Origin of the sequence: Flammeovirga sp. OC4 (assembly GCF_000812565.1) — a bacterium.
In the GTDB taxonomy this organism is placed as follows: Bacteria; Bacteroidota; Bacteroidia; order Cytophagales; family Flammeovirgaceae; genus Flammeovirga.
This window is the reverse complement of record NZ_JTAM01000047.1, coordinates 44651-65945: the sequence shown is the minus strand read 5'-3', so window position 1 is coordinate 65945 and position 21295 is coordinate 44651. Positions and strand designations below refer to the sequence as shown.

Below are 21295 nucleotides of genomic sequence, written 5' to 3'. Positions count from 1 at the left end.
TCATTTTTTTAGTTGTTTCAAAAGTCCCTCTTTTTTCTTTATCTCTTTTGAAGCAAGGTCGTTTTTCTCTCCAATATCTTCGGCTAAATTGTAAAGTTCTACTTCATCATTTTCAAAATAATAATGAAGCTTCCAATCTCCATCTAGCTTTAATTAAGTATTTTTCACTCCTGCATATTATAAATTTTCATTTTTATCAGAATTACCAGTGTTTAATGATTAGAGCGTGTTTGGAATAAACCTATTGGCTACAAATCTTCACTTTAGGGTTATGATTTACAGCAACAATTCCAAACATGACGGCAGTGACATATGTTTTATTATAACTTCTACGATTACATCTTTTTAGAGAAATATTAATGAATTATTTTAGTGACCCATTTTTTTAACACGATTTTTCCAAACAGACCAGACGGTGGTAATGAATCCTCTTTTGTATAAAAACGATTTGAAGTAAAAGCAATTCGATCTTTGACTGGTCTATTCTCTAGATTACCTTCTCTGACCCAATTAGGAATAGCTCCTATTGTTGCTCCTTCAGCATTTTGCTTTATTTCTGTTGGAAAATATTCATCTCCAATCAAGCGATTTGACCATGAGTTAGCAACCTTGATAACAAAAGTATTTTCACCCTTTTTCACTACATTTGATATATCTATGGTATAAGGTCTAGCCCAAACTACACCACAATCCACTCCATTTATCTCAACGGATGCAATATTTGCTATATTTTCAAATTCTAGTTTAATACCTGTATTACCTTTGATAAAACTTTTTGGAATTTTTACTCTAGTTTCATAAGTAAGTATACCTGAGAAATGTTTGATATTAAAATCCGAATGTTCCGACAAATTCATTAATGTATCAAGAGTGATAGAAGTCGTATCAACTCCTTTATTTTTTTGAAAAAACACTTCCCAAGGAGAAATAAACTCCATTTCGTTTTCGTATTCTGGTATGGTCACTGTCAAAGATGTACCATCGGGCTTTTCGAGTATATAATTACCAGATTCACAAGCAGACAACACTGGTTTACCATTCTGCATATTTATTTCTGACCCCAATGATTTAGCTTCTGCATCTCCAGCATCTAAGTATATTCCCTCATTTGCCCAACGCATATAATACATCATTTCATTGTTAATTTTGTAGTGCATAATCATCAGCTTTCCTTTTCCCGGTACATCTTTAACCGATAAAGAGTTATCTGTTATCATGGAAGTTAGCTCAGATGTTATGTCTTGATTATGCTTAGGGTCAGGATTAAAGATTTTTCCTCTTACGGCTTTACATAACTCCAACTTTGGTTGAGTTGACTCTTGAGTCGGCTTATCAGATGCTATTTTTGTAAAATAAGGAGATTGCTCGTTTTCAGACTCAAAAACAATAAAAAATGATTGCCACGGCTCCATTTCAAGTTGTATATCAGTGATGCCTTTGCTTTGTGAATAAGCATATACCTCTTTAACCATACCATCAACAGGGTTCCATAAAGATGGTAGTCCTTTAGTCACCCTGAAACAAAAATTTCCACGAACTCTTTTAGGAGATTGATTGGCTATAAAATATACGCTATTACCTGAAATACGATGATGTATATAGTTAACTTGAGCATCAGCAGGAATTACATTTTTCACCTCAAAATCCTTTTTTATTCCCAATTTTGTAAGCACTTCTATCGGCTGATGAGCTATATGATAATTGGGAAGGACTCCATTTTTGACATCTAAAATTAATTTTTGGCTGATAGCTTTAACCTTTTTATCACTTTCGGGATAATTTGTAAGACTTGGCGATTTTTGATAATCAAAACCAATAGTCTGCACTCCACTCCTAACGGTTTTATCAATACATTTCACGAATTTGGGCGTAACCCATTTTGTATTTGGGAATACTACTAATTTATAAGATGTACCACTTGAAAGGTATACTTTTCCATTTTTAACCGTTGTACTATCCATAAAAAAATTTGGACTAATAATATCATAATCATAACCTGCATTTTTCAATTCAGGATATGTCTTTATGTCTGAATTCGGCAAATGTTCATGAGTAACAAAAAGGACATCCCCCACAAAATCACCTGCACGCAACAAGTATTGACATCGTGTAAGGTACTTCATATATTCCGAAGCCATAGGCCACCATGTTTGCTTACGTCCTATCATTGCTCCCCAACGACCCATACTCATACCAGGTACAATATTGTCTGGATATGGCTGATGTGCAGAAGCATGAAAAGACATACTGTTTACACCAGAACAGAACGCCAAATCTCCTATCATTTTATATTGCCAAGGATGGTCACGCCAACCTCCATTAAAATAATTGGTCGTAAATGTTTCACTTCTATGCTCTTTCACACCTCTAGCATGAGCTATCGAAGCAACACTTTTAACTCGTTCTAAATTGTGTCCACCTTTCCAAAATTCACTGACTACAATGTCGGTCTGCATACCGTAATCAAATGAATGAAAACCACCCGAACGATAAGGCTCAACCATGTATTTTTTACCATGTTTGTTTGATAACTTCAACATGGTTTTAGCATAATTATCAGTTATTAATTCCCCATACGTCAGACGGCAGTCCCAAAGAAACCTTCTTGAAACCTCAGGTGAATCAACTATGTAACCTGCCAATACAGGCAGATATTTGTCCATAGCATAGCCCCTTCTCTTTTTAAACGCTTGGGGTAATACTTCACTCCAGTTTTGATAACCAATTTCCCAACTATCCATAAAGATGTCTTTAAAAGAGTTTGTTCCACTGGATTCCTCCAACTTGATAGCATGTCCACATATTCCATCATAAAATGCTTTACCTATAGCAGTGGTATCATATTTATCAGGTTCAAGCCCTGAACCAAAACAGGCTCTAGCCGTTCTATTTTTCCTTCCAGTGCTAGTATATCCAACACGTAAAATCGTCCATTCTCCTTTAGGAGCATTCCACAAAAGTCTATCCCCATCAAGCTTTTCTGATAAATCAATAATATCTTCTTTGGTTAGAATACTTAAATCTGGTGAAAGTTGGTCAATTTGTTTTGCCCACTCTTCACCCTTACCACTTCCAGAAGTTTCTTGTGCCGTAATAGTCTTTAAATCATGCCCTTTTACTGCAAAAATAAAAATGTCTTCATAAAATCCTTTATAATGTTTTGGTCGCTCTAATATTATATCAACCAACTGTCCCCCAATGATTTCCTTTGAAAGATGCACCGTCTTTTTCATTGAGTTTTTTACAGATACCCAAGGTCCTCCAGAACCTGACCAACCAGGGGAATTATGTACGCCAATATCTAGCCCTAAACGTTCTGCCTCTTTTAAGGAATGTGTAAAAAACGTATTCCATGTATCACTAAACAATGTATTCTTACCTGCATCAGAAACATGCCCACCAAGGTCAAACATAATAGCCCCCCTTATTCCAGCGGCTTTCATTCCTTCAAGGTCCTTTGTGATTCCTTCTTTTGTGACTTCACCACTTAACCAATACCAAAGGCATAATGGTTTATACTCATTCTTTGGATTTTTAAAATACTTTTTTTGCAATTCAATAGGCTGTGCCTGAATATTAAAGGAAAGTAGTATCAATAAAAAAACCGATGCAAGGCATATTACTTTTGTAATTATTTTTTTACACTGACCGTTTATCATAGTCTTTTTATATCTAATTGTTATTTGAATTTCATGAAAATGTGTATGAAATGAACCTTTGGAAATGGAGAGGAAATCGTATCAACCAATTCAAGCGTTTTTCCCAAAATTAAATCGGTTAGATAATCACCTTTTCCCCCTTTAATTTTGACATTCTTATAAGGTGGGTAAATAGTCAAAACCTTGCTTATTGGGTACACCATCAGTAAGGTTTTCTACTACCCCCCACTATCTCCTCTCACCACACAATGTCCTGTGCGTTTACCCGTCATCAATACAGCCCGTGATAAACCACATTCCGAAGAACCTGTATAATGATTGGTGAACACCATACCATTACTTGCCATGTCATCGATATTTGGTGTTTTTTTTCTTGACCGTTAAAACCTACATTTCCATAGCCAAGGTCATCAGCCAGAATATAAATGATATTAGGCTTTGCATTAACTGTTACTTTTTTATTTTTTGTTTGGTATCTTTAGTGTTAGCACAACTTATCTTGCTAAATATCACACCCAACATCAGGATAATATTTGTCGTTTCTATTTGCATTATTTTTAATAGTGATTGTCACAAATTATTTAATGTTTTATGAATCAATATTCCGCGACCTCTATCTCAACTGAACCCAACAAGCCTGATGGCTGTAATTGAGATTTGGATGTAATTTTATCAATCACAAGCCAAGTATATTTTTCCTCCTCAGGTCTTGCTTTATCTCTAATCAATTGGTTTCTCCAAAGGTTTATCACTTCTATTTCTAACTGGTTTTCACCTTCTTTTAAGGCCTCTGTAATCTTCAATCGGTAAGGAGCGATCCATACTCCGCCTAAGTCTTTTCCATTGAGTTTGACTTTCGCCATGACGGCCACTTTTCCCAAATTGAGATAGACCTGTTGGTCTTTTGGAATTGCTGCCAAAGTGAAGCTTTTCTTGTAGGTCGCAGTTCCTGAATAGTACTTTATCTTTTCATTTTCTGATTTAGACCAATCTTGTAATTCATCAAACTCTACCGATTCTTTTGGTCCAATCTCTTTATTTTCAAAATCCACATTATAGGATCCATCCAACGTTGTTAGTTGTTGGAATTTAGGAAAGTTTGAAGTTTGTTTTCCTTGATAAGGTACTTCGGAAAAAACGATAAATGCACTTTGAGCTCCCTCTAACTTTAAGGGGACTTTTATTCCTGTAGATGTAATTTCGTATTGAGGCAAACCTCTGATTTCACCATTTATCGCATCCCATAGTTGTGGTTTTAAGTCTTTATTTGTTCTGAATTCAGGAGTTATTTCTAATGTCTCATCACTTTGATTTGTAATAAAATAGATGTCTCTGTTTTCCGTTTTTCGATGAGTCCAAAGTATGGGATCCGTTTCAGCGTAAGCGACATCTTTAGGCAATTTGATTGCTTCAAAAATGGCTGATAACTCGTAACCATCCATGATTTTTCCTGCTCCATAATCCACCGACATTTTACCCTCTGAATAATTCCCACTCCACATTTTATCCGCAATCGCTTTTACTTCTTTATCACAATCAGGATAATTTTCTAAGCTTGGTGATTGTTCGGGTTTTGGTCCTAGAATGATACCTCCCTTTTTAACTAGAGATTCTATTTTGGCTAATAACTTTGGTCGCATTGTTTTGAAAGGAGGCAAAACCATCACTTTATAAGACATACCATCCGGCAATACAAAGCGTCCATCTTTTACAGAAAGTCGATTCATAATCACCTCTGCATTGATATAATCATAAGCGTATCCTTTAGGGATTTCGGGTGTTCTTCCTCCCGTCATGATAGGTGCATCTTCTCCGATAAAGTAACAGACATCGGCTACATAATTCCCTTGCTGAAGTAAATGCTGACACCTTCTCAAATAGTCAAAATAAGTATCTGCTTGGCTAAACCAGGTGTTATGACGGTTGAATTCTGTCCCAAACCAAGCATTCATTCCTGGCTTTCTATTATCATCGGGCTGTTGGATATATAGGTGAAGTACAAAGTGATTAATTCCTTCTGTCAAAGCCCAATCACCTCGTTTTTTGAGAAGAGCAGGGTGTCTAAGATATGCTTTTCTTGAAGACGTAAAAGCCTCTGCAGACACTCTATTTTTTCCATAAGTGTGTGCCGTTGAGGAAGACGCTTTACACTCAATATTTCCTAGTGTACCTTCATTCCAAAACTCTCCTGCGATGAAATCTGATTGACCGCCGTACATCATAAACTCACTCGGGAATCCCCAATGTCCGTAGTTTTCCAGCCATGTTTGCAGGTTGTGTTTATTACTTGCTTTACGCATTGCACCAACGTATTCATACGCTACATCATCTGCAACAGCTCGTCTTAAATCCCATAAAAAACGCTCTGACTCTTCTACGCTTCCAACGATTCTACCCGAAAGAACGGGTAAATATTTTATAGGATCGTAACCATATTTTTCTTTAAAAACTGAAGCATAATTATCCGTCCAATTTTGGGAACCCATTTCATAGCTGTCTGCCACCACATATTTGAAAGCTGATTTACTTTCCTCTGGAATACGTTTTAATAGTTCACCTACAAAATTGTCAAAATGATACTGTACTAATTCTGCATTCATTTTGTCAACTTCATACCCTACACCTTGTGGCGCAGCAGGTGCATTTTTAGTTCCTGTCGGTGTCATCCCAAAACGAAGAATCGTCCATTCTCCTTCAGGTGCATCCCAATTTAAATGCCCCTTTTCATCCAAAAATTCACTAACGTCAATGACTTCATCAGATGTTAACCTTATTTGAGCTGAAGGTAATTCAGATTGCTTGCCGAAAATATAAGTATCCCATTTTGGTTTAGGGGTTGTATGCATTTTCCCTAACTGTTTTTCAATATATTCTTCAAGCACTGGAGCCTCTGAAATAGTAATTTCAGCAAAGCCATAACCTGCTTTTCTATGCGTCCGAAAATTGGTGCATTTTAGTTTGAATTCTTTTGCTTTCACCTTCGGAAAGACAGTAGCATAGGCTCCTTTTTTAATTGGACCTACGTTGGCAGTCATACGAAAGCGGTCAAAATGAAATGTCTTTATGATTTCTTCTTTTCCATTCACAATTGCCAATAATTCAATGTTGCATTTGAAAGGTTTACTGGGTGCAATAGCGATGGATTGTGCTTCAATTTCTTCCTCTAAACTGAAGGTGATTTCTAAAGGTTGTTTTCCTTTAGGTTCAAAGCTTGTTTCTGCATTTATATCTCCATCAGTCAGTAAATTCACCTCTACATCATCCCAATTCGCTTTTACTTTAGTAGTGATAAAATGAGTGTTTCTTTGTTCTGATGTTAAAGATTTGAAGGCAAGTGTATGAGTATCTTGAAATTCTTTCTGAGGCTGTTGTAATGGAATAGAAATCAACTTCCCTCCCGTTACTTTTGTTTCACTGTAAGTCAAAAAACGCATGGCTTTCGTGGCATCGACCCAAGGTCCTCCACTTTGACTCCAACCTGGACAATTAAACACACCAATATCCACCCCGATACGTTTTCCTTCCACTACGGCATGTACCATGTGTGACCACCACTCTTCACTCAGCATGGGTACTTTTCCATCCTTTCGGGCGGGATTGATATTACCAATCAAGGCTCCTCCTATCCCTGCTTTTTTCATGGCTTCCAAATCTTTGGTGATGCCTTCTTTTGAAATATCATCGTTGATCCAGTACCAATAACACCATAAGGTATTGTTGTCTTTTGGATGTACAAAATCGGATTGCACTACATCATAATTTGCAGAATGATAACACCCTGTTACAAGATATAAGAGTAGTAAAGTCAGTATTTTTTTGACTATAAATGATGTGATGATGTGTTGTCGTTTTCTTATCATCAGTAACTACATGAATGATATTGATTGTCTGTTATTTGCTTAGGTTAAATATATTGAGAGTAGATATTAGAATAATCTTGAAAAAGGGTAAAATGGTCTAAAGTATTGATTTTCGATATTACAGCTTAAGTACAAACCCTCATTCAGAAATTAATACCAATTACTTTAATGTCACATCATTGCATCTTTTCTCTTCCAAAGTTATGTCCTCTTCATTTTATCCATTGATGAAAAAACGAAGCAAAAAAATCTAGGCTTTGAACGCAAAAGCTAAATTTTATTCCATAAGCCTAAAATCTTCAAAACTCGCTAGCGCTCAAACAAACGAAGATTTTTTAACGGCTTATTACACAAAATTCTTAACGCTTTTCCTTTCAATGCCACTGTGGAATCCTGCAAGTAAAAATCGGTTCTGCAAAAAAAGAGGGATCATTTATATACGACATATATTCATAAATTTGGTATATAAATGATCCTTCTATTTTCTCTATTCAAAATGAGCTACTCTATCATCAATTTTTGAGAATATTTTTGACCATTATCTAAAGTCACTTTTAGTACATACAGTCCAGCACTTTGACCATCAATATTGATTTCTGATTGATCAACAACATCATTTTTTTGATAGATCAATGTTCCATTTAAAGTATAAATTGAAACATCCTTAGCTGACTTTCCATTCATATCTATTCTAAAACTTTTAGTTGCTGGATTTGGGTAGATAAGCAACTCTTCTGAACCTTTTATTATTTCTTCAGTAGATGTAACATCAGAAGGTGTGATCCCTAAGTCAAAGACTTGAAGGTAAGTGGTACACTCATCACCTGAATTTCCAGTCGTTTTAAGATAGTAATATAACTTTCCGTCATTTATATGAACGATTCCTTTGTCAAAAGTGGGTCCTGAAGTATGCTGATATACCTGTTCGAAATTACTTGTACCGCCTTCTGTTTTCACAATATTCACACGACCGCCGTTCAATCCTATCACATAAATATTATCTCCAGAAGCATACAGTTCACTACCTGCATTATACTCAACGGTAGTAAAATCACTATCACCAGCTTTTCTATAGGTATGAAGCTTTTTGGTGATATTATATTGCTTATCTTTTACCTGAGATACAATATGTTCATCTCCTCGGTCTGTAACCTCAAAATCAAAACCACCTACAATATGAACCATATTTTTTTGTGTGGTCTCTACCCAATCTCCCGGTTCAAATACCAATACTTCACTTGCTTTTACCAATGGAAAAGTCATCGCTTGCCCTTTATGATTCTTCCATTGAGTCGCTCCAGTTGGGTCGTCCGAGTAAGCGTAATACACTCCATTTTGATATTGGAATTTATCTGTTCCATCATGTAATCTACGTTGGAAACCCAACCTCATTTTTCCTCCTGCAAATTTTACATTGCCATAGATACTCCAGTTGTGCGTTTCTCCTTTGCTTTGTGCTCCTAATGCAGTAATCTTTTCAAATTTACCCCATTTTGATGCTGAATCATCGTACTTGATATAAGCCATAGCGCCATCGTAAGAAGAACCTTGACGCATCTTTAAAAACAATTCATCATCATCATTTAAAAAGAACTCAGGATAAGTCATTCTTGAGAAGTTATCTGCATCTCTCACCCCATTCATCGTACAGTGCCTGTAATCTCCATCAATAGGATCTTTGACAAATTTATCCAATGTAAACTCACTGTCAGCTACTTCAACTGTATTACTTTGTGAATAGGAATAACGGAAATAGTCATTTGTAAAATTTCCGACATTTCTATAAGCATGCATATCGTAAGCCAAATGAATTGTTCCATTACGTGGACATATACCAATGGCAATTGTATTGTGTGTCTCCCCTATCCACCATTTACCTGTCAGACCTGTATGTTGGTGTGGAAATTCAATGGTTTTCATAGCGCCTGTTTGAGTGTTGTATCGCGTCAACATCACATGACGATCCTCTTTACCTCCACGATACCAAGTCATAAAAACATAATGTTTATAGGTTTTTATACAATCCCCGTGCGGATTAATCGTCCTTCCGTAAGCATAATCATAAGGAGTGTCAGTACTTTTATTTGTACTCGATTGGTCTTTAACACCATCAAAATACAGGGCCTTATTTGTAATCTGTAATTCCTTCAATAACTGTACTTGTGCAAAAGCATTTTGAAGGTTGGAAATACTCAGAATAAAAAGAAAGAGAAATAAAGTAAATCGCTTTGGGAGCGTCACTTTTTCTTGTTTGTTAAGTCGTGTCCTCATGTTGTTTAAACTAGTTGAAAATTAAAAAATGCTATGTAAGCTTGAATTTTAGTTGTGCCTAAAAATTTACTGGCAGCGTCATTCATTTCTATTTAAAAACACTTAAATATCAATACTTATCAATTAAGCATAAAGTGTCTGTAATAATTTTTTAAGAGTATATTTGGAATATAAGATAGAAGTAAAAATTCTTCATTTTAGATTGTAAAAAAATGAATGAACTTACATTCAGAAAGTATCGATTTTTACTAAAAGAGATATTCCAGACATGCTCTAATAGAAAAAATACACGCACATAAACATAGAAGTATACATTATGAAAATAGTCCTTTAATAAGGTAAAATGATGCATTTATATAGGTTTTATTTTCTGTAATACCTATAAACATTTAAAAATAGAGAGATTGACTGAAATTACTTAGATCATTCTCCCTTTTATACGATTATTATCTACTACTACTTAATATTTTATTCATAATTTTTTCAGCACGCTTCTGTTCTTCAATACGGAAAATCAATGCACAACGAATCGTTCCTTTAGGGTGACTGGGACTCGCTACGTAATAAATACACCCAAAATCACCTTTATCTGGATCGACAAATTCATAACGTGCGAACTTGTAAGGTCCGGCTTGAATAAGGAACTCTTTTCGCTTTTGTCGAGTGCCCTTCAAAACTGCCCTACGTTCTGCAAATTTCTCATCAGTGTTTTCTCCTCCATAATTATGTTTTGCTCTGGTGGGGGCCATAAGAACAAGAACCATATCTTCCTCCAAAAAAACTTTTAGACTCTCACATATACCCAAACCCAGGCTTTCTTTTGGATACCCATAGCTATGTTTTGAAGCTACATCCTCAACTCTTAAAGGAATACCTTTTAAGTTTTCTTTTTCATATTGATCAAATTCTTTATCTGACATTTCTGATACTTTACTATCAATCGGAACGTCTAAGTAAATGACTGCCTCACTTACACAGCTATTATGCTGGATTGTTTTTATTTTTTTATCTTGGCCTAAGGCATTGAGGATGATAACACAAAAAAGGAGCGTTAATACTGATTTTATATTTTTCATTTCGATATAAAGAACAGGTTATAGAGGAGACTGAAATAGAGAATCTCAGTCTCCTTCATATCGTTATCTACTACTTTTTAATATTTTATTCATAATTTTTTCAGCACGCTTCTGTTCATCAATACGGAAAATCAATGCACAACGAATTGTTCCTTTAGGGTGACTGGGACTCGCCACATAACAAATACACCCAAAATCACCTTTATCTGGATCAATAAATTCATAACGTGCAAACTTGTAAGGTCCGGCTTGAATAAGGAACTCTTTTCGCTTTTGTCGAGTGCCCTTCAAAACTGCCCTACGTTCTGCAAATTTCTCATCTGTGTTTTCTCCTCCATAACTATGTTTTGCTCTAGTGGGGGCCATAAGAACAAAAACCATATCATCTTCCAAAAATACCTTTAGGCTCTCACAGGTATTCAAACTCATACTTTCTTTTGGATAAAGGTAACAATGTTTCGAGGCTACACGCTCAACTCTTGAAGGAATACCTTTTAAGTTTTCTTTTTCATATTGATCAAATTCTTCGGCTGACATTTCTGATACTTTACTATCGATCGGAACGTCTAAGTAAATGACTGCTTCACTTACACAGCTATTATGCTGGATTGTTTTTGTTTTTTTATCTTGGCCTAAGGTATTGAGGGTGATAACACAAAATAGGAACGTTAATACTGATTTTATATTTTTCATTTGTTTTATATTAGTTTTTACAATCTTCATAAGTAGTTGAGAATGTTTGTGGTTTTCCATTTTTTTCTTCCATTACAACAGGATGAAATTTCACTTCATTTCGATAATCATTTATGTTTAGACTAATTGTACTTCCAAACATTTTATACAATGCTGCTTCATGACTATAACCTTCATCAATCAAGCGAAGTAACTCGCTATCCGCTTCACTAGCACTTGAATAACTGGCCAAAATAGTTTCCATATCTGAATAGTTATTGATATGTGCTGACCATATTTTTTCTCCAATACTCATGATAAAGTTATTTTCCTCAAAATATTCATACTCTGTACTACTTATTTTTTTTTTTCATGTATAGTTCATGAGAAGTTTTATATATTTTAAATAAGGAATAGATATCCGTTGCTGAGGGTGGATTATTGGTTCCCATAGGGTGCGTATGTATATTTCCAAGTGGAATCCCATAAAAAAGATCTTTTAGTATTAATCCTTCCCATGCTTGATTACTAAACCCTTCGGTTATAACATCATCTTCAATTGGGTCTGCCATTGGATTTAGTTTCCTTGCTTTCCCTCCATAACCATCATCTACAAGCTCGGTATAAACAATCATTCCCCATTCTTTTGGATTCCCACTTTGATTCTCTTCGGTCCATTTTTCCTTGAGTCTCATAACTGCTAAATCAAAATCAGCCATATACCAATCATCTTGTTCTGAATAAATTGTATTTGTGATATTTGTTGCTTGTTTACAGGGTTCAGCGTAACTGACAGGTACTACATTATCTGGATTATTACTGCCAGTGCCTCCACCTGGCAAAACATCTTCCTCCTCAACAATATCACAAACCCTCACATAATCAACAATTTCCATAGAAATAGATTCAACTTCACAATGATGACTTATTAGCTCATCTTCAACATAAACATCCGTACAAAAAAGGTTTGTTACTTCTTTATAAATTGGTACATCATAACAACCTAATTCATTCACTTTAGATGTTCTAGCATTAGTACTGGAAATACTATATTGATCTGGAAATATTCGGCCGGTAACTCTACCATTTTGATATATATATCCATCAATTAACTCCCCAGAAAGGTTATGATAATATACATTAGCATCTAAATCAAACTGTTTCTCCAAAAACCGGTCTTTGTAAACGTTAAATCCTTTTCTCTCCATATAATCTGGAGTATACGCCACTGTCATAAAGAATGGAAATATATTTCCATTTTGGCGATTTTGGGTGACAACTAAACGAGTCATTGAAAAAGTGAATCTCGGATCATTGGATGTCTCCCTTCTCGCTTTAGCTTCAGAAGAAAAGAAATGTAATTTTCTATCTGAATTGACAGGCACATCGATTACTTTAAGAAGTTCGGTTTTTTGCACACTGTAAGCCCTTTTCCAAATGGGTTCTACATATATCTTTTCCCCAGTTTGAGTTTTCATGTAAGCTGGTTCTCCTTTTGTAAAAGTATTGAACCACTCTTTAGCTCTTGCACCACTATGCCCAAGCTGTTGGTTGTCTTCATCTTGAAATTCATTTTCCTGTTCTTCTAAGAAGCCCTGACACCTGATAAACAGAAATAGCATCAATATCAAAGGCATAAAAATTCGAATTGTTTTCATTGAATAATAGTTTAAGTTTTAAGTACTAAAACAAAAAGGTAGGGGTAAGAAAAATGGTTTGTGATATGGTTCATAAAGAAATTATTGAGACATGATACGAACCACCTTGCCTCATCCCTTTTCTTCTGTTTTAGTTTTGTGAAAAATTTAATTGTTACATTCATAGTCCATTCGCTCAAGCGTATCAAGCATACGCTGTAGTTTTGGAGACCATCTTTTTACAGGTTTATTCTTAATTACTTTATATTGATCTAATAGGCTTTCGCAGTCTCCCTTTTTATAATGTAATTCAGCTGTTAAAAAATAAGGAGTAAACCTTGAAGGTGTAATCAGTGATGCCATGTTCCAAGCTTCTGATGCTCTTCTATGATTCCCTAATTCAACTTGACATTTTCCATATTTTTCAAATAATAAGGTATTAGGAAATAAGGACATTGCTTTTGAATACCTATTCAAAGCCTGTTTAAATTCTCTCATTTTAAAATATTGACTACCTGCACTTTCCAAATAGAAATAATTAGATTCTAAATAAGGATCCAATAGCTGCACATTATTATTTAATTGCTGTATATCAGAAAATTTTTTATTCCTAAATTCATTCCATTGAGTATATGCTTGAATTTGTGATAAGAGAAAAATAGTTGCCCAAATGTATACGAACAAAAGTAATATTCGAATAAAATTAATTGATCTATATGTTATTATTCGATCTATAAAATGAGATAATGAAAAGGATACATCTGAACCCGATCGAGACAAAACAGCAATACAAACCACAACCATCAGCATGATTGGAAACACCTCTGATGGATAAGAAAATAGAAGCATTGGCAAAAAAGATAGTAAAGTAATAACACTAATTAAAACACTTTCACTAATAGTTCTATCTAACAGAGTACGCTTCATAGTTTTGAATAAAGAAAGTACTAATCCTCCCAATAACAAGAAGCCTATAACCCCATAATCACATATAATTTTTAGTATTTCATTGTATGGAGTCCATACATCTCCTGCAAGATAACTCCAAATATGCTGACTGTTTTTTTTGAAATAATCAGCTTGCCAAAGTAAATAATTACTTTTAAAACCTTCTATTCCACATCCTAATAAAGGGTGTTCTTTTACTCTGCCCAAAGTAATCTCCCAAACCAGCAACCTTCCATTTGCTGAATCCAATTTATAGGAATACAGTTTGATAGCTATTATCAACAAAATAACTCCACCTAATAAAAATATTGTTTTTTTTATCAGATGATTTTGCAACAAACTCCGGTAGTTTATCAATAAGAATGTAAATAGACATCCTAAGCAAATCAACCATGATGTTCTAGATTTAGATTGAAAAATAATTACAAGTCCAATAGCTAAAACAAATAGCCAAAAATTTACTTTTAAGAATCTATAAATACCTTTGGTATAGATTTGTTTGGAAAGTCGTAACAACACCATTGGCATATTCAAACTAATAAAACAACTGAGTATTCCTTTATTAATAAAACTGCCTCTGAAATCTTCCCAAATATATCCTGGAGCAAAAAATCTTACTTGAAAAACATAAGCATATACTACTTGTAATATTGCACCGAAGAAAAAAAGCAAAAAGATAAAACCAACTTTATTACAGTTTAATTGCCTCACTAATATATACACCCCAACAAAAACTATATTTTGAACGAGATGAATGACATGAACCGAATTCATCAGTAAAAGATGATAAACCAAGTAATATATAACTATTGTAAGCATACAAAAATCTATCTGAGATAGATACATTCTGCTTAAACGAACCGGTTGAAGAAAAAGCAAGATAACGTATAAGGTCAATACAATTACAGCACAACATAGAATAGTAAAATCTTGTCTATAAAAGAACGAATTATCTTGAAGAGAATAAGAGATGATTGATACTATAATAAATAAAAAAAAAGCAACAACATAAATCCAATAGTTCGTTTTAAATGTTCTGATTAAGTTCATTTTTTTTAAAATGATTTTAGAAACAATTCATAAAGACGTCGTTTACTTTGTGTAAGGTAATTTGATACTAAAACTGAATTTTATTATCCAAAAAGAGAGTAAAAAGTATAAGTTACAAAGTTTACTGATTTGTGAACTTTGATCAGTGTAACCCAATCTCAAAAAAAGAACATCAATGATTATGGACAATTGAAAAAGCCACACATAATCAAATCGTTTTATAGCCTTTTTTATTTGATTAAATAGTAAATACCAGAACAAATGAAAACGGACAAAATATCGTGCACCATGACTTGAAGTCATGGGCTTATGGGAAGCTGTTCCATTTTTCAACTTTCATTATAAACTTGATATATATCAAATATTTATAGTTTTTTTCCATTAAAATGCGGATAATTCAAATATTATAATTAAAAGCCGATCAATGAGTTATCTTCCCAAAAGCCCATAATCTCAATTATGGGTCTACGAAACACCCGTTTTCTTCTGTCTTAGTACTTAAGCACTAGGACAAATGAAAAGGGACATTTTATCTTATCTTTTTTATCCTACTCTTCGTTAGATTTTTATCACGTAACTAAGGCTATGCTCTGCTAATCTGCCTCGATTAGAATAAAAAAACCTTAACCTAAAATTATCCCTTTTCTTCTGTCCTAGTACTTATTTTATTCGTTACAATCTTTATAGACTTTTGCATTTGTCCTTCCGTCACCATCATTGTTAGTTTTCATCAATACTGGATAAAATTCTTTTGGATCTGTTCCATCATCTGATACTGACAGTGTAATATTATCTTTAAATATCCTATAAAGAGCTGCTTCAGGTGAATAATACCTATTGTATACTAAATCTTCATATTCTGCTTGAGCTGATTCTACACTACCGAACTTATCAAATGTAGACCTAACATCTGAATAATCATTGATTCGTAAGGTCCATATTTTTTCTCCAATAGTCATCAAAAAATGGTGATTTTCAAAATATTGAAACTCTTCTTCACTAATGCCATCATCATTAACACCTAAATTTCTATTTTTCAGAGCATCTTGATATAAATTTGCCAGTGTGTAAACATCTAAAATTGATGGCGGATTTCTTGAACCTTTCGGATGTGTATGAATTTGTCCAAGAATAGTTGCTACAGGATTTTGATAAATAGCTCTCGAACTAACACCTGCCCATAGATGATTTGAGAGTCCTTCTGATATTTCATCACCTTTATCGTTTGCTCGAGGAATTAATTCTCTTTCGCCTTCCATCTCACGCGTATAAACGAATGTACCCCATTCATTTGAAGCATTATCCTCCCATTTTTGAATTAGGTCTGTAAATGCTTGATTAAAGTCTACAGTACCTGGTTCTCCTCCTGCATTTTCTATCATATTTGCTATAGTTTGAGCCTGAATACAAGGTTGTGTATAATCAATTGTTTTTGAATAATCCGGTGAAGTACTAGTACCACCACCACCTGAAGGCAACTCATCCTCCTCAGTTGCAGGACATATTGTATCATAACCATCAATAACTATTTCAATGGATATAACTTCACATTCTTTATTTAAAAGCTCATCTTCTAGATAAGCTTCAGTACAAAAAGACTCTATTTGTTCTACATACCTTGGTTCTTCATAACAGCCTAAACCAGATGTTCTGGCATTATTAGAGATGGAAACACTATTTTGATTTGGGGCTATTCGTCCAATAACTTTACCATTTAAATATTTATATCCATCAATCAGCTCTCCAGAAAGATTATGATAGTATACATTGGCATCTAGATCACTCTGTTTCTCCAAAAATCGATCTTTGTAAACATTAAACCCTTTTTTCTCCCTATAATCAGGAGTATATGCAACTGTCATAAAAAAGGGAAAAACATTGCCATTTTCACGATTTTGAGTCACAATCAAACGAGTCATTGAAAAAGTAAATCGATGGTCATTCGACGCATCTCTCCTCACTTTGGCTTCTGAAGAATAAAAGTTTAATGTTCTATCTGAACTGATAGGTACATCGATTACTTTGAGATGCTCTGTCTTTTGTACGCTGAAAGCTCTTTTCCAAACGGGTTCTATATAAATCTTTTCCCCATTTTGAGCCATCATGTAAGCTGGTTCACCATTAGTATAAGTATTGAACCACTCTTTGGCTGTTGCTCCACTATGTCCAAGTGGTTGATTGTCTCCCTGTTGAAATCCATTTTCGTGTTCTTCTAAAGGACCCTGACACCTGATAAATAGAAAAAGTATCAATGCCAAAGGCATGAAAATTCGAATCGTTTTCATTGAATAATAGTTTAAGTTTTAATAAGATATTTAATTGTATATCAAGCATACATTGACTTTACTGATTCATTTTAAATAGTTTAACTGTAACAATCTATAACACGATGTACCTGTCACAAATAAAAAAGTACACTATTAGAGAGATAATATTTTCTCCCTATTGCAATGATTGAGTGATACTTACCAATATATATCAGGAAACAAAGGTTCTATTTTCAATCTATATCAGTTCGATTTGTAACAAATTCAAGTCAATAGTTTGTTCTAATAATGTAGCTGAACTCAATAATTCTAAATTTTACTTCATCCATTTCAAGTGGTTTCAGAAACAGTTAATTTATTGATCAAATGTTAGCTTGTTTTATGGTAGCAATTTGATTCTAATACTGAGAAATATTATCCAAAAAGAAAGTAAAATAGTATGAAATCTAATTCGGTTTTATGATCAAATGACTATTAAATTCACTGTATAATCTAAGTATAGCCGAAGTTTTATTAAATCATTTAAAGGTATATGGGTATCCTTCATTCTCCTCAATAGCAATTTATAAGATTAGAGATTTACCATTCCTTTTTTCTTGGTAAGTACTAAGCCAAAAATAATTGATAACTAATTCAATAATTATTTTTGGCTTAGTACAACTTATTAATAGTAAATAGTGGTTCTATTCATACGTTTTTCAAGGTAGTAATCGCAAAACAATAATTGGAAATAGTATTAAATAATTTTGTTTTAGTACTTAAAGGTTAAGCAATCATAAGATCATAATTATTGCTTTTAATATTTTCATGATCCAATTAATCTACCGTAGGAACACTCCCCCACCAATCATCATTCGGTTGCCAATCCGCTTTCAGCATTTCTAAACGCAACTTTTCATGGTGCTTAAACACCCTTTCTTTTTTCTTGGCAATAACTTTAGCTTCTTTCTTTGCATCGTATTTTGGGTCTGAAGTTGGGTAGTTTGCCCCTACACTTTTCAACCAAGTCAGCAACTGATTTGATAGAGCTTTTGTCCTTTTTTCTTCTTGTGAAGATAGATCATGATCCTCATGAATATCAACCGATAAGTTATACAGTTCATCATGTCCATCTTCCCAAAAATGAATCAATTTCCAATCGCCTTGCCTTACGATAGATACAGGTCTTCCGCCTTGATTTCCGTAATGAGGGTAATGCCAATAGAGAGGACGTTCCTTTAGTTTTTTGCCTTTTAAAACGGGTAGAATACTTTGACCATCTGCGTGATTTTCTGGTTTCAATGGCAACCCTGCCAAATCTAAAAGAGTAGGATAAAAGTCGCTTCCTGCTACGGGTGTTTCGCTCTTCTCTCCTTTGCTTTTCATCCAAGGTACATTAACGATGTAAGGTACTCTGATTCCACCTTCCCATTGGTAGCCTTTTCCTCCTTTGAGGGGAAGGCAATTGGTTGAATAATTATCACCAGAAACAACGCCTCCATTGTCTGAAGTGAAAACTACAATCGTATTTTTATCTAATCCATTTTGTTTTAATGCATCAAGTACCATCCCAACGGCATCGTCCATTTGCTCGATCAGGCCTGCATATACAGGGTTGTCTTGATGTTTTCGCATGGGGAGTAAATCTCCCTCTTCAAAACCAGTGGTATCAATTCCTTGTTCCTCTGCTTTTCTTCTGTATTTCTCCCACCTTTCTTTTGATGTTTGAATAGGTCCATGCACCGCATAAAATGAAAGGTAAGCCAAGAACGGTTTATCTTTTGAGCTTTCAATAAATTGGATAGTCTCTTTCGCCAAACGCATTGAAAGGTTCTCCCCTTTTTCTTTATTCTTTAAGTTGGGATTGTTGAATGGAGCAAAGTAACCGCCTCTAGGGCTTCCACTATGATACCCACCAATATTGATGTCAAAGCCAAAATCATCGGGATAAAATCCTTTTTCTCCCAAATGCCATTTCCCTGCAAAAAAAGTAGTGTAACCACCTTCTTTTAAAGCCATAGGGAGCGTCACTGTACTGGTATCCATATGGTGCTTGTAGTAAGCAGGAAGTACCTTCGTAAAACGCTTTTTCTTTCGCCACTTTTCTCCTTCCGGTGAACCAATCCAGTCTGTGATTCCATGACGTGCCGTAAATTGACCGGTCATAATCGTTGCCCTTGATGGACTACACACCTGACACCCAGCATACCCGTTGGTAAAGACCATTCCTTGATTGGCAATACCATCGATATTGGGCGTTTCATAATAGTCACTTCCCATACAGCTCAAATCAGAATACCCTAAATCATCTGCTAAAATGAATAAGATATTAGGTTTTGATATTTCCTTTTGAGGTTTTTGTAGCTGACAACTCCACATCAACAATGTGGATAGAAGTATGATAGACTTATTAATATACCTTTCCATTTTTAGTTATTAATTAAAATATCCGCCTCTTTTTTCAATCGCTTTATAGGACCTTGGTCTCCCAAAAGAAATACTTTAGAATAATCAGTGCCCTCAATTTTTTGAGTGGCAATAATTCTTGCATCAGGATGAGCATTTCTTATAAAGTTGGAGAGTTTGAATGTCGGTCCTTTTCCTTCAATCAATGCCTCTCCTTTGGAAAAGCTTTTACCTGCATTTTTGCTATTCCACCAAGCTACTTTTGATGATTCCCCCTCATTATAGCCTAATAAATAGTACATTGATGGGTGATCACCCATTCGTAAATCTCCTCTTCCTTCTACTGGTAAATTGGTATCATTTCCTGACCATTTTTTCCCTGTCCAATGATAGTTAGTAATTTTCTTTGGACCTCCATGATTTGAATGATTAGGCTCTCCATCATACCAATACACATGAGGGTGACCTTCACTGTTTACAGTTGCTCTACCGATATGTCCCCATTTCTCTCCTGTATTGATAACGATTGTCTTTTTATCTGCATATTCTTTAGTTACGGGCATTTCCAAAGCTTCTCCTTCTACATTATACCATTCATCTTTTTCTGTATCTAGTTTCATATAATAGCAGTTATGACGCTCACTAGTATGTGGTCGCATATTCTGACAAACATGATAATTATAAGCTACCATGATGTCATTATTATTTCCTTTGTGAAAATCTAAGTACCATGAATCGTATACGTCATTGCATATTTTTGTGGGAGCTGTAGGTTTAGCTTTGACAATGGATTTCAGAGGAGAAAAAGTTTTACAATTGTCTTTAGAAACTTGATACACCCAATTACTACGATGGGCCCCATGTCGGAAGAATAGGTAGATATCTCCATTGTCCATTTTGATAAATTGACTATATGTGGCAAAGGGTGTTAGATTGTCCACCACTTCCCAGCTAGAAATGTCCATCGGGCGTTTTGATACAACATGAATTTGCTTTCCACAATTGTAGTTGCCTAGTGGGTTTTTACCCATTTCTGGTGATCCACCATGTCCTCCAAAAACGATATGAATATAGCCTTCTCCATCAACAACCAATGTAGGCTTTCCATGATTATCAATTTTACCGGGTTTCTTACCCAATAAACTTGTTCCGGCCTTGTAAGGACCAGTCCATTTTTTGGTTTTATGGTTGTAAGCGGCTACGTAAGGATCTTCTTTCTCTCCTTGATAAGTCACATAAGTTACTCCTTTATAGTATTCTCCGGCATGTCCAACGATGGGATTACCTAAAGCATTGTTGGAGAAATAATCCACCTCTTGTCCAAATACGGAAATATTTAAAAAGAGGCACTGAATGATCAGTAAGAGATTAAATGTTTTATTGATATATCTTTTCATTTTTATATGCTTTTCTGATTTCTTAAAAGAGGTTGTTCTGCTTATACGAATGATTTGTACCTTCTATGTAAAC

General features: G+C 34.6%; 12 protein-coding genes. All 12 read right to left on the bottom strand.

Annotated features, from left to right (window positions below; translation table 11 throughout):
• Positions 1–356 precede the first annotated feature (356 nt).
• On the bottom strand, positions 357–3659 hold the full coding sequence (locus PL77_RS20150) for a glycosyl hydrolase (protein WP_082026647.1): 3303 nt from the start codon (positions 3657–3659) through the stop codon (positions 357–359).
• A gap of 218 nt (positions 3660–3877) precedes the next feature.
• Positions 3878–3991 (bottom strand): hypothetical protein, encoded by a 114-nt coding sequence (locus PL77_RS32570; RefSeq protein WP_371199247.1) that lies wholly within the window; start codon positions 3989–3991, stop codon positions 3878–3880.
• 264 nt (positions 3992–4255) lie between these two features.
• Positions 4256–7519: a glycosyl hydrolase gene (locus PL77_RS20140; RefSeq protein WP_044209463.1), complete on the bottom strand. Its 3264-nt coding sequence runs from the start codon at positions 7517–7519 to the stop codon at positions 4256–4258.
• A gap of 501 nt (positions 7520–8020) precedes the next feature.
• On the bottom strand, positions 8021–9790 hold the full coding sequence (locus PL77_RS20135; protein WP_063769035.1) for a BNR-4 repeat-containing protein: 1770 nt from the start codon (positions 9788–9790) through the stop codon (positions 8021–8023).
• Between the two features lie 446 nt (positions 9791–10236).
• The gene (locus PL77_RS20130) at positions 10237–10866 is read right to left on the bottom strand and encodes a hypothetical protein (protein WP_044209461.1); all 630 of its coding nucleotides are present in this window, start codon (positions 10864–10866) and stop codon (positions 10237–10239) included.
• Positions 10867–10929: 63 nt separating this feature from the next.
• Positions 10930–11559, bottom strand: coding sequence for a hypothetical protein (locus PL77_RS20125; protein WP_156152456.1), 630 nt, complete (start codon positions 11557–11559; stop codon positions 10930–10932).
• A gap of 10 nt (positions 11560–11569) precedes the next feature.
• Complete coding sequence (locus tag PL77_RS20120; RefSeq protein WP_044209458.1) at positions 11570–11854, bottom strand: hypothetical protein; 285 nt, start codon at positions 11852–11854, stop codon at positions 11570–11572.
• 37 nt (positions 11855–11891) lie between these two features.
• A complete protein-coding gene (locus PL77_RS20115) occupies positions 11892–13196 on the bottom strand; it encodes a hypothetical protein (protein ID WP_044209457.1) in 1305 nt (434 codons plus the stop codon).
• A 147-nt stretch (positions 13197–13343) separates the two neighbouring features.
• Positions 13344–14942, bottom strand: a complete 1599-nt coding sequence (locus PL77_RS20110) for an O-antigen ligase family protein (RefSeq protein ID WP_172665911.1) — start codon at positions 14940–14942, stop codon at positions 13344–13346.
• A gap of 896 nt (positions 14943–15838) precedes the next feature.
• The gene (locus PL77_RS20105) at positions 15839–17458 is read right to left on the bottom strand and encodes a hypothetical protein (protein ID WP_156152455.1); all 1620 of its coding nucleotides are present in this window, start codon (positions 17456–17458) and stop codon (positions 15839–15841) included.
• A 798-nt stretch (positions 17459–18256) separates the two neighbouring features.
• Positions 18257–19846 (bottom strand): sulfatase, encoded by a 1590-nt coding sequence (locus tag PL77_RS20100; protein WP_052444589.1) that lies wholly within the window; start codon positions 19844–19846, stop codon positions 18257–18259.
• Positions 19847–19848: 2 nt separating this feature from the next.
• Positions 19849–21222 carry a BNR-4 repeat-containing protein gene (locus PL77_RS20095; protein WP_052444588.1) on the bottom strand — a complete coding sequence of 458 codons (1374 nt, stop codon included), beginning with the start codon at positions 21220–21222 and terminating at the stop codon, positions 19849–19851.
• Positions 21223–21295 lie beyond the last annotated feature (73 nt).

Excerpts from the sequence above, each read along its gene's own strand:
- PL77_RS20150 (WP_082026647.1), bottom strand. The coding sequence starts at position 3,659 with ATGATAAACGGTCAGTGTAAAAAAATAATTACAAAAGTAATATGCCTT.
- PL77_RS32570 (WP_371199247.1), bottom strand. The coding sequence starts at position 3,991 with ATGGTGTTCACCAATCATTATACAGGTTCTTCGGAATGTGGTTTATCA.
- PL77_RS20140 (WP_044209463.1), bottom strand. The coding sequence starts at position 7,519 with ATGATAAGAAAACGACAACACATCATCACATCATTTATAGTCAAAAAA.
- PL77_RS20135 (WP_063769035.1), bottom strand. The coding sequence starts at position 9,790 with ATGAGGACACGACTTAACAAACAAGAAAAAGTGACGCTCCCAAAGCGA.
- PL77_RS20130 (WP_044209461.1), bottom strand. The coding sequence starts at position 10,866 with ATGAAAAATATAAAATCAGTATTAACGCTCCTTTTTTGTGTTATCATC.
- PL77_RS20125 (WP_156152456.1), bottom strand. The coding sequence starts at position 11,559 with ATGAAAAATATAAAATCAGTATTAACGTTCCTATTTTGTGTTATCACC.
- PL77_RS20120 (WP_044209458.1), bottom strand. The coding sequence starts at position 11,854 with ATGAGTATTGGAGAAAAAATATGGTCAGCACATATCAATAACTATTCA.
- PL77_RS20115 (WP_044209457.1), bottom strand. The coding sequence starts at position 13,196 with ATGAAAACAATTCGAATTTTTATGCCTTTGATATTGATGCTATTTCTG.
- PL77_RS20110 (WP_172665911.1), bottom strand. The coding sequence starts at position 14,942 with ATGCTTACAATAGTTATATATTACTTGGTTTATCATCTTTTACTGATG.
- PL77_RS20105 (WP_156152455.1), bottom strand. The coding sequence starts at position 17,458 with ATGAAAACGATTCGAATTTTCATGCCTTTGGCATTGATACTTTTTCTA.
- PL77_RS20100 (WP_052444589.1), bottom strand. The coding sequence starts at position 19,846 with ATGGAAAGGTATATTAATAAGTCTATCATACTTCTATCCACATTGTTG.
- PL77_RS20095 (WP_052444588.1), bottom strand. The coding sequence starts at position 21,222 with ATGAAAAGATATATCAATAAAACATTTAATCTCTTACTGATCATTCAG.